We start from the raw sequence: 9,633 nt of genomic DNA on the forward strand, positions 1-9,633 counted from the left end.
CCGGAACACAGTCACACCAGCCCTGCGGAGCAGCGATGCTCAAGTCGGCGGAGGCTGACTGGCTGCTTTGGGATCCCAGCCCGGAGCGGATGGACAAGGTCACTGAAGTGGCTGCGAGCACGGCTGCGATGACTTTTCCCGGCCCCCGGGGTCTACCCTTCCGACAGCGATGATCAGAGATCACCGAACGGGAGCAGGTAGCACCATGACGCAGTTGCTGCGGGTCCAGAACTTCACCGTCTCGAGCGATGGATTCGGCGCGGGCGAGGGACAGAGTCTGGAGCGCCCCTTCGGCCACGCCGATCCGATGAGCTTGATGAGCTGGGCCGGCACCACGGCCAGCTGGAACATGCGGACGGAGCCGGGCGGCAACCGCGGATTGGACGACTACTTCATCCGCGACTACGACCACAACATCGGCGCCGAGATCATGGGCCGCAACAAGTTCGGCCCGCAGCGCGGCCCCTGGGAGAACGAGGAGTGGCAGGGCTGGTGGGGCGACGAGCCTCCCTTCCACACCCCGGTCTTCGTCATGACCCACCACACCCGCCCGTCCTTCACCTTGTCGGACACGACCTTCCACTTCACCGACGACGACCCCGCCAAGGTCATGGAGCGGGCGAAGGAAGCGGCCCAGGGCAAGGACGTCCGCGTCGGCGGCGGCGCCACGACCATCCGCACCTTCCTGGAGGCAGACCTGGTGGACACCCTGCACGTGGTGGTGAACCCATCGATCACGCTCGGCACCGGTGCCCGCCTGTGGGAGTCCCCGGACGAGCTGACCGACCGCTTCCACCTCGACGTGGTGCCCAGCCCCAGCGGGGTCGTCCACCACCTCTTCTGGCGGAAGTGACGCACTGAGAACTGTCCAGGCACCGACGAACACGGGCTCCGGTCTCCAGCAGCCGGGCAACCGCATGCTCCGGTCGATGAGCGACTCGGCGTGCGGAGGCCGAGGGAGACCGGCGCGCCGCTCAGGCGGGCTGCCCGCTCGTGGGGATGGACCCGGCGGAACCGAGTCGTCGGTACCCAGCCCATTGGCTTCCTGCTGAGTCCATCCAGCCCTTCTTGACGCACTCTCCCTGCGCCCCGCCGCCTCAGCCCGGACGGGCTCCCACTCCCCCATCCCTGCGACACCGGAGGCACCGCCGAACCAAAGGGGTCGGGCCGGCTGTGACCTCGTCCGGAGGACAGGGCAGGCAGGCGCCTACCTGCCCCTCGGCAAAAGCAGTGACAGGCACAGCGGCAGATCTACAGGGCGCGTGGCGGCGTCCTCGGTTCGAACGCGCTCCTCGGTGCACTCGGAGGGTTGACGGCTGTCCGGTGCAGGGCGTGTGCGAGTTCTCGATGTATGCGGTCGGCTTCGCCGCGGACCTGGACGGGGACATCGCCGCGTTCGGCGACGAGGCGGTCGTAGACGGGGGTCTCCTGGAACACGGTAGAACGGTTTCCTTTCAGCGGGCGGCTCGCCGGACCGGAGCAGCCTACGGTCCCACGGTCGCGAACCGAACGACCAGCCCGTCCCGGACCTCTGGCACGACGCAGGACACGTTCCGCGACCTTGCCCCCGACGTTGGTGGATGCGGTCTTCGCGCGTCGTAGGAGCACGGTCCGTGCGCGTCCCCAAACGGCGTGCCGGCAGAAGCAGACGGTGGAGTGGCGGAGCGGCCGGTGTGCTATCCCCTCCACCAAGCCGCCCCTGTGGCCCCGTGACCAACGACGCATGACTGGGCGCGGTAGGGCCCACTCGTCGGTGCGATCGCCCTACGAGCCGGATCAACATAAACCTTGGTTACCGTCTGCCGATTGGGAGACTTTGGTCGCCGCATGACGGATCATGAGATCACTCCCCGAGAACAGGACGGACTCATCAAGTCCTCATGTTCGTCCTCTCCCCCGCTGCCGGACTGTGGCGGCTGATCGTGCTTCGCCCCCTGTACCTGTACGCCATGGCGACCTGCCGGCGGATCGGCGACTGGGGCACCCGCACCGCTGTCGAGGTGCGCGTGGCGCGCGCGTAGAGGGTCGGGTGCTCCGCCCGGTGCCCCGTGTGCGCTGGCGCCGGGCGGAGCCGGCCGATTACCTCATGCCGCGTCGGCCGAGCGCTCGTGTCACAGTGCGGCGAGTTGACCGCCGTCCACCGGGACGCAGGAACCCGTCTGGAAGCTGAAGCTGGACGAAGCGAGGGCGAGCGCTGCCGCCGCCATTTCCTCGGGTCCGGCCATCCGACGGAACGCGGGGACCCCCTCCTGTGCGAACTGGGCCTTCATCTGGTCCCACTGCGCGTCGGAGAGCCCGGCCGGCCGGTGCACGTCGAGCATCGGGGTGTCGGTCATCCCGGGTGACAGGGCGACTACACGGATGCCGTGTCCGGCGTTCTCCAGTGCAGCGGCCTGGACCAGTCCCGTCAGGCCGTTCTTGGACGCCGTGTAGGAGCCCAGGCCGGTGCGCGTGGCCCACTGGTTGGTGGAGCCGGTCACCAGGATGACGCCGCCGCCGAGCCTGCGCATGTGGGGGATCTCGTACTTCAGGGCCAGGAAGACCCCACGCGTGTTGGTGCTGACGACGTCGTCCCATTCCTCGACCGTTACCTCGTGCAGGTCAGTGAAGGGCTTTTGGATTCCGGCGTTGTTGAGGGCGACGTCCAGCCCTCCGTACGTCTCGACCACCCGGTCCACGAAGGACCGCACCTGATCCGGGCGGCGCACATCGGCTCTGATGTACGTCGCTTCTCCGCCTGCCCGGCGGATCTCCCGTTCCGTCTGCATGCCCAGTCGCTCCCGGCGTCCGCAGAAGCCGACCTTCGCGCCTTGCCCGGCGAAGGCGACGGCCGCGGCCCGGCCGATGCCCGAGGTGGCGCCCGTGATCAGGACCGTCTTGTCCGCGTACGCGCCGGGCCTGCCCGAGCGGTTCGGAGCGGACTTGACCTCGCCGGTACCGAACGCGATCCCCGTCATCGCTGCGGCCGTGCTGCCCAAGACGGTTCTGCGCTTCATGATTGCCCTCCCAGGGCTTGACTGTGATGCCGACTGCTGACTGCTGACTGCACTCTGCGGCGTCCGGGGTCCTCGCACACCTGGGGAAGGTCGGTCGGTCGGGACCGACGAACGGCCGTGGTGCGGCTCGGATGGACCGACTTTCGTCGACTGTGCGCACGAGCCCAGGTGCCTACGATGTGCCCATGGCGACCACGGTGATGAGCGCGCCCGCGCAGCGGCGCGTGAACGGTTGGCGATGGAACGGCCGGGAGCTGCGCCGCGGTCAGATGCGGCTGCTGCTGGCGGCCGGCTTCGCGTCCGTGGCGTACCTGTCGCTACGCGACGCACTGACCCTGGATGCCGGGATCGTCACGGGCCGGGGAGCCGACGTGGTCGTGGCGGCCCTGCTGTGTGCCTCCCTGCTGCTGTGCCGCAGGATGCCGGTGGCGGTCGCGGTCGTCGCCACGGCCGGGTTCCTGCTGGAGAGCCAGATGTGGCCGGCCCTGGTCGCCCTCTACAACCTGACGGTGCGGCGTCCGGCCCCGCTCGCGCTGGCCCTGACGGGTGCGGCAGTTGTGCCCTTGCTCTTCACGCCGGTGCGGGAGTTACTGAACATGCCGTTGCTCACCTTCATGCCGTGCTCGTCCGTACTCGTTCCGCTCGCGTTCGGCCTGGCCTTCCGCAGCCAACAAGACGTCAACCGGCTTCTCGCCCGCCGCCTCGACGACCTGGCAGCCGCGAACCAGCTGCGCGATGACCGGGTACGGCTGGCCGAACGCTCCCATATCGCACGGGAGATGCACGATGTGCTCGCCCACCGCCTCAGCCTGATCGTCCTGCACTCCGGGGTGCTCCAGCGGCGCGCAGCAGAGGTGCCCGAGCCTGTGCAGGAGCGACTCCGTCTGCTCCGCGACACCAGCGCGCAAGCACTGGACGACCTGCGGTCGGTGCTGGGTGCCCTGCGCGACCAGGAGGGGCCGGCGCCGCTGACCCCCGCTGCGGCTGACGATCTCTCCGCACTGATCGCGCAGGCCCGGAGAGCCGGCACCCGGGTCCGCGGCGACCTCCCCGGCCCCGAGGACCTGGCCGCGCTTCCGGCAGCGATACGGTTCGCGATGCACCGGATCGTCCAGGAAGCCCTCACCAACGCCCGTAAACACGCCCCGGGCCAACCGGTGGACCTCTCGGTCGCTGTCGAACGCTCCCAAGTGGAGGTCCGGGCCGAGAACACCTGTCCTACGGCCCCGGCAGGGCCCGGGGCGCGAAGGACGGCCGGCAGCGGCTACGGGCTGGTGGGCGTCGCCGAGCGGGTGGCCGCCCTGAACGGCGCGTTCACGGCATGCCGGGCCGGGACGGACCGCTTTCTCCTGCACGCCGTGCTTCCCCTCAGCCTGCGCACACCCGAGAAGCCGGCCGACGAGACCACGGCGGGAGCGGCGGCACGGTGAACGCGGTGGACATGATCCGGGTCCTGATCGTCGACGACGACCCGTTCGTACGATCGGGGCTCGCCGACCTCGTGGCAACCGACGACGGCCTGGAACTGGTCGGCCAGGCCGCACACGGGCGCGAGGCCGTGGAACTCGCGCGGCATCGCCGTACGGACGTCGCGCTGGTCGACATCCGGATGCCCGTCATGGACGGCATAGCCGCGACGAGTGCGCTGCGTGCCCTGCCGCACCCGCCGTCGGTAGCCGTACTGACCACCTTCGACCTGGACGAGTACGTATACGGAGCACTCGAAGCGGGAGCCGCGGGCTTCCTGCTCAAGGACACGCCTCCGGACGACATCCTGCGCGCGGTACGTGTCGTCGCCGACGGCGGCGGCATGCTCTCCCCCTCCGCCACCCGCACCGTCATCAGCCGCTTCCACCGCGCGGAGGCCTCCCGCACGCGCGCCGCCCGCACTGCCGCCGCCCACCTCACCCCACGCGACCGCCAAGTTCTCGACGCACTCGCCGAAGGGCTGACCAACGCCGACATCGCCGCCCTGCTCGGCCTGCGCGAGTCCACCGTGAAGGCGTACGTCAGCCGCATCTTCACCGAGTTGAACGTCACCAACCGCGTCCAAGCGGCCATGATCGCCCGAGACCTGCGCGAGTAGCCCGTCGCCCGTGACGGACCCGGGGCTCCCTCCTTCCAGGCTCGCGCGGTTCTCACGCTGGAGGCGGATCGATCTGCGCATCTGCATCGCGGCAATGAGGGTGGCCGGTCAAGCGTTCCCGCTCGGCGCGAGCTACACGGGAAGAGGGGCCCCTAGTAGGCGAGTTGCCCGATGCCCCCGTCGACGCGTAGCACGGTTCCCGCGGTGTAGGCGGATTCGTCCGAGGCGAGATAGACCGCCGCCTTCGCCAACTCCACGCTCGACACCAGCCCGCTCCTGTCCGCGCTGCGCGAGATCCTGACGCATCCCGCGCGGCTGGACGAATTCATCTCCGACGTGGGTGTGCCGCAGGGCTGCCTGGTCGGCAACACGACCGTCGAACTGGTCCCCCAGGACACCGAAGCCACGGAGATCGTCGCCCGCTCGTACTCCCGGTTCACCGACATCGTCGTCACCGCCGCACTGGAGCGCGCTCAGGCCACCGGAGAGGTCACGGACAAGGCCCCGCCCGAGGCCCAGGCGCACATGCTCCTCTATCTGGTCCAGGGTCTCTCGCTCGTCTCGAGGGCGGGGCTCGACCGGACCGCGGCCCTGTCGGCGATCGACACCGCGGTGGACGGGTTGCGGGCCTGACCGAAGCTCGCCGCAACGCGGACCGGCCCTGTCCGCACGCCGATGGCGCGGGCGACGCGCGGGTGGCCCCCGGCCGTGTTTCCGCTGACCGCCGCGAACCGGTCGGCGTCAGTAGACGATGGACACGACCTGGCAGGCTGCCTCGGCCAGTTCACGGTCTCCGTCGATACGGGCGCGAGCCACGGCGGCGTCCGGCTGGATGCCGCGGGTGCACAGGCGCCAGGCTGTTTCCGCGTCCAGGCGGACGCGCGCGGCAGGGCCATCGGCGTCCGGCTCGTCGAGCGACCAGCGGTCCTCGGTGGCCGTCACCGTCCAGGTGCCGCCGGCCGGTCCGTCGACCCGCACCTGGACCCGCGCACCGACCGACGCCGTCACCTCGCGCAGCGTGTGGGGCAGGGCCCGCATGAAGGTGTCCAGGACGACGGACAGGTATCGCGGATCGTGATCGGTACCCTGGCCGACGGCATGGCGGATCTGCTGGCGGTGGGTCCAGAACTCGGTGAAGTCGCGGGCGCTGTCCAGCCACATCGGCGCCGGATCGATCCCGGCCCAGGACACCCCCAGCGACGGCGAGTCGAGGTCAGCGGCTTCGAAGAACGAGGCCACCTGCCCGCCGATCAGGTCCAGGGTGTCGATGAGCGCCGTCACGCTCACCCGGCGGCAGGCGTCGACCCATTCCTGGTTGATGCGGTGGATGAACGTCTCCAGCCTCTCGCCCCGCGCGAAACCAGGGCCTCCCTGGTAGCCGTCGCTATCCCGAGCGAGACGCCCATAGAAGTCGCCCAGAAGGTGCGCGGCAAGATCCCGGACCGTCCATCCCGGGACCGCCTCCTTGTCCCAGTCGGCCGGCGCCAGGCGGCGCAGCGTTGCCATCAGCGCGTCCTGCTCCGGGGCGAACAGAGAGCGGGCGTCGATCGGAGCGCCGAGCCAGGAATGGCCCGGCACCTCTGCGAGCTGGGCGTTCATGGCTCGAGCCTGCCAACCGGACGGCCGTTTCGCCAGCGAATATCCCGCTACCGCGGCTCGGTGACCGCGATCCCGCGGTGGCGCTGCCCCAGGGCGGAACGACGACAGAAGCCGCGGCATCGCTGGAAGCCGACGAGAAGGAACTGGGCGAGCGCGGTCAGCAGGGGCATCGCCCCGAAGAAGACGCAGACGAACGCAATGATGTGAGTGATCGCGGACAGGGTCCTCATCGAGTCCCCCTTCCCCCGACGCCATGCCGGGCGCAGCGTCGGGGCCGGCGTGTACGGAGAGCGCGTAGGCCCCATGCCCCAGGTGACACGTCCACAGGACGGTGGCCGACGCCATGCGGGTGACCGCGAAGCCTTGGACGCGATCATCCACGTGGTGGCTTCGGGCTGCACCTGGCGGCGACTGCCGCCGGTGTCCGGCCCGGCGTCGCCCACCGCCTGCCGCCGGCTCACCCGGCGGGACGAGGATCGGGTTTGGGCCGGGCTCTGCCGTCCGACGAGAGCTGCGACAACGACCGCCTGTGCCGCCGTCCGTCTCCGCCCAGGTGAGCGGCCTACGGTCGCGACGACCAGACAAGCGCCTGGGCGACTATGACGCTCTCACCGTTGAAGGTGACGGCGGGACCTCCGTGCAGTTCGTAGCCAAGATTCAAGATCTCGCTCACTCGCCGGCAGAACGTGACGTCGTCCGGACCGGTCAGGACTCAGTAGACGGGCAAGCCGTCTGGTGGTGTGCTCATGATCAAGGATCGCAGGCACGGCCGCCGCTCAAAACTACGTGGGGAGGGGAGGTACGAACTCCGATTCCCTCAGAGTTTGCCTGCCATGAGAACCGTGCGATGCCCCCCGAGCGCGCGGGAGAGACCTTCGAGGAACCCGGGGCTGAAGTCGGGCCAGTCCCAGAACTCGAAACCGACATACCCGAAGGCGAAGTAGTCATCCGACCAGGTCCACGCGGTCAGGTCACCAGTGCACCGACAATGCGGGCAGGTGACTGCCGCGCTGCCCGTGTCGCTCCAGGCGTTGATGGCCTCACCGAAGGGTTCCCACGCACCTTCGATCTCCTCCAGCCGGTCGGTGAAGAAGTCCGCCCGCCCGGCGCAATGGGGGCACACCGCGAACCGGGGTTCGCCCTGACCGCAGTTGAACACGGTGCGGTTGGTCTCGATCCTGAGTCCGTCGCTGGGCTCCCAGTCCTCCTGTCCGACCGCCTTGGCCCAGGAGGGACCGGGCGGATGCCCCGACGGAGCCCCGAGAACACAGTCGGTGAGCTCGGCCCGGACTATCCCCTCCCCGACCAGCCAGTCGAGTCCGCTGTCTGCAAGGGTGCGGGCGTCCGCATGTGTGGCGTCCAGGTCGACGACGGTCTGGAAATAGTTCCCCATGAGGCAACAGTAGAGTCACCCACCGACAGCGCCTCGCACACGAGCTCATCCGTCGCGGCCCGGAAGTATGGCCAGAGCCCGGGAGCGCTGGGCGACAAGGTCGTCGTAGGTGCCGTCACGCTCGGCCCAGCGGTGCATGAGGCCCCCCCTTCACCGGGACTTCCCGAGGGGTGGGCTCCTGTGCGAGCAGGTCCATGACCTCGGTGGCGAAAGCGTCGAGCGGCAGCGCGCGCGGATTCACCAACAGGTGTCGGACCGCGCCGTAACGGTTGTAGGTGACCCGTCGCCTGCGGCGCGGTTCACGACCGGGATCCTTGTGCTTGCCGCCGCGTTCGCCCCACTGCCGACCCGTATGGGGCATAAGGTTGAGCGGGCCGGACTCGTCCATGCAGAGGACGGCTTCGGGTTCGCCGTCCTCGGGTATGACCTCGCCGTCCGCGATCGCGTAGAGATGCTCAACGCGGGCCTTCTCGGCCGCGTAGTCGGGTCTCGGGAGGTCTTCCAGGTCTTCCGGCGTTGAAGGGAGACGCCCTCCTCGCGGAGCATGATGCGCAGGCCCTCGTGGCTGATGTCGTCGACCACCCCCTCGGCGACCAGGAAGTCGGCCAGCTTGCTCAAGCTCCAGGTCGAAAACGGCAGGTCGTGCTCGGTCGGCCTGGATTTCGCGATCTTCTTGATTTCACGGCGTTCGGGCAGTGTGAAGGTCTTCGGTCGGCCGCCCTTGTACTTCGGGTAAAGAAAGTCGAAGCCTTCGGCGTTGAAGTTATGGATCACATCCCGCACCCGGTCGTCGCTGGTGAACGTCACCTCGGCGCCACGTCGCGAGCACGCCCTGAGCTGAGAGCAGGACCATCTGGGCCCGCCGCCAGGTCACCACCGATCGGGTGCCCCTGCGGATGATTCGCAGCAGGCGCCGCCCCTCATGGTCATCGATCTCTCGGACGCGTAATGGTTCTGCCACCCGCACAGTCTCGCGGGCAGAGGGAGCATCTGGGTGAGGGCCCGCCGTGCCGGCGTCAGGCCAGCAGTTCCCGTAGCCACGACCGTTCCGCGCGGCTGGTGGCGCGGGCGATGGTGAGCATGCCGCGGCGGTAGGGGTCGTCGGTGTCCTCGGCGCCCAGGAGACGGTCGCCATCGCGGAAGAAGCTTGCGGGCTGTTCCAGGAAATCCAGTCGCCGGCGAAGTACCGCGTGCTGGTCGGCGAGTTCGGGAAGCTGGGAGAGAAAGGCCAGGACCGTGAAGTACCGGGTGCTGTCGCTGATGTCCAGGCCGTCGGCGTCCCGCAGCCGACGCAGCAGCTCGGCGCGGCCGGCGGAGGTCAGGCTCAGGGTGTGTCGCTGGACGGCCGAGGCGCCTGGCTCGGCTCTGCGGTCGAGCAGCCCGGCCTTGACCAGGCGGTTGATCGCCGGATAGAGGCTGCCGTCGCTGACCGGACGGGCATGGCCGGACAACTGCGCTATCCGGCGCCGTAGTTGATAGCCGTGCAGTGGCCCCTCGGCCAGGAATCCCAGGATCGCGAGTTCCAGCATGCTGCTACTCTCGCACGTCGAAACGAGGTA

The 9,633-nt window shown here is 69.2% G+C and carries 13 protein-coding genes and 2 pseudogenes; 6 read left to right on the top strand and 9 right to left on the bottom strand.

Annotated elements, in window-relative coordinates:
* Positions 1-205: 205 nt before the first annotated feature.
* Positions 206-853 (top strand): dihydrofolate reductase family protein, encoded by a 648-nt coding sequence (locus ACLIN4_RS00670; protein WP_107478130.1) that lies wholly within the window; start codon positions 206-208, stop codon positions 851-853.
* Between the two features lie 1,027 nt (positions 854-1,880).
* Positions 1,881-2,021 (top strand): hypothetical protein, encoded by a 141-nt coding sequence (locus ACLIN4_RS00675; protein WP_289909266.1) that lies wholly within the window; start codon positions 1,881-1,883, stop codon positions 2,019-2,021.
* A 90-nt stretch (positions 2,022-2,111) separates the two neighbouring features.
* On the opposite strand, the gene ACLIN4_RS00680 is transcribed toward ACLIN4_RS00675, so the two are convergent.
* Positions 2,112-2,996 (bottom strand): SDR family NAD(P)-dependent oxidoreductase, encoded by an 885-nt coding sequence (locus tag ACLIN4_RS00680; protein ID WP_107480484.1) that lies wholly within the window; start codon positions 2,994-2,996, stop codon positions 2,112-2,114.
* Between the two features lie 185 nt (positions 2,997-3,181).
* Here ACLIN4_RS00680 and ACLIN4_RS00685 point away from each other — a divergent pair, with 185 nt between their 5' ends.
* On the top strand, positions 3,182-4,426 hold the full coding sequence (locus ACLIN4_RS00685; RefSeq protein WP_257101956.1) for a sensor histidine kinase: 1,245 nt from the start codon (positions 3,182-3,184) through the stop codon (positions 4,424-4,426).
* Positions 4,427-4,437: 11 nt separating this feature from the next.
* On the top strand, positions 4,438-5,082 hold the full coding sequence (locus tag ACLIN4_RS00690) for a response regulator (protein WP_107480486.1): 645 nt from the start codon (positions 4,438-4,440) through the stop codon (positions 5,080-5,082).
* Positions 5,083-5,234: 152 nt separating this feature from the next.
* Here the strand turns inward: ACLIN4_RS00690 and ACLIN4_RS00695 are convergent, their stop codons facing one another.
* A complete protein-coding gene (locus ACLIN4_RS00695; RefSeq protein WP_388170931.1) occupies positions 5,235-5,411 on the bottom strand; it encodes an SDR family oxidoreductase in 177 nt (58 codons plus the stop codon).
* 7 nt (positions 5,412-5,418) lie between these two features.
* Between ACLIN4_RS00695 and ACLIN4_RS00700 the strand changes: the two genes are divergently transcribed.
* A complete protein-coding gene (locus ACLIN4_RS00700; protein ID WP_411575369.1) occupies positions 5,419-5,715 on the top strand; it encodes a TetR family transcriptional regulator C-terminal domain-containing protein in 297 nt (98 codons plus the stop codon).
* Positions 5,716-5,823: 108 nt separating this feature from the next.
* Here the strand turns inward: ACLIN4_RS00700 and ACLIN4_RS00705 are convergent, their stop codons facing one another.
* Both ACLIN4_RS00705 and ACLIN4_RS00710 read right to left on the bottom strand, forming a co-directional pair.
* Entirely contained in the window at positions 5,824-6,681 is an 858-nt protein-coding gene (locus ACLIN4_RS00705; RefSeq protein WP_411575370.1) for a maleylpyruvate isomerase family mycothiol-dependent enzyme, read from the bottom strand.
* Positions 6,682-6,728: 47 nt separating this feature from the next.
* Positions 6,729-6,911, bottom strand: coding sequence for a hypothetical protein (locus tag ACLIN4_RS00710; RefSeq protein ID WP_107478073.1), 183 nt, complete (start codon positions 6,909-6,911; stop codon positions 6,729-6,731).
* Between the two features lie 73 nt (positions 6,912-6,984).
* Between ACLIN4_RS00710 and ACLIN4_RS00715 the strand changes: the two genes are divergently transcribed.
* Positions 6,985-7,284 (top strand): transposase, encoded by a 300-nt coding sequence (locus ACLIN4_RS00715; protein ID WP_354671090.1) that lies wholly within the window; start codon positions 6,985-6,987, stop codon positions 7,282-7,284.
* Here ACLIN4_RS00715 and ACLIN4_RS00720 read toward each other — a convergent pair.
* The 5 genes and pseudogenes from ACLIN4_RS00720 to ACLIN4_RS00740 form a co-directional block, all read right to left on the bottom strand.
* Positions 7,244-7,390: a DUF1737 domain-containing protein gene (locus ACLIN4_RS00720; protein WP_257101636.1), complete on the bottom strand. Its 147-nt coding sequence runs from the start codon at positions 7,388-7,390 to the stop codon at positions 7,244-7,246. The two genes, ACLIN4_RS00715 and ACLIN4_RS00720, sit on opposite strands and share 41 nt — an antisense overlap.
* 108 nt (positions 7,391-7,498) lie before the next feature.
* Positions 7,499-8,074 (bottom strand): hypothetical protein, encoded by a 576-nt coding sequence (locus tag ACLIN4_RS00725; protein WP_107478074.1) that lies wholly within the window; start codon positions 8,072-8,074, stop codon positions 7,499-7,501.
* Between the two features lie 45 nt (positions 8,075-8,119).
* Positions 8,120-8,315 (bottom strand): annotated as a pseudogene (locus ACLIN4_RS00730) (oxidoreductase); the annotation flags it as partial.
* Between the two features lie 3 nt (positions 8,316-8,318).
* Positions 8,319-9,035, bottom strand: a pseudogene (locus tag ACLIN4_RS00735) (helix-turn-helix domain-containing protein); the annotation flags it as partial.
* 55 nt (positions 9,036-9,090) lie between these two features.
* Positions 9,091-9,603 (bottom strand): PadR family transcriptional regulator, encoded by a 513-nt coding sequence (locus ACLIN4_RS00740; RefSeq protein ID WP_107478076.1) that lies wholly within the window; start codon positions 9,601-9,603, stop codon positions 9,091-9,093.
* Between the last annotated feature and the right edge of the window lie 30 nt (positions 9,604-9,633).

Origin of the sequence: Streptomyces mutabilis (assembly GCF_046628145.1) — a bacterium.
Taxonomy (GTDB): domain Bacteria; phylum Actinomycetota; class Actinomycetes; order Streptomycetales; family Streptomycetaceae; genus Streptomyces; species Streptomyces mutabilis.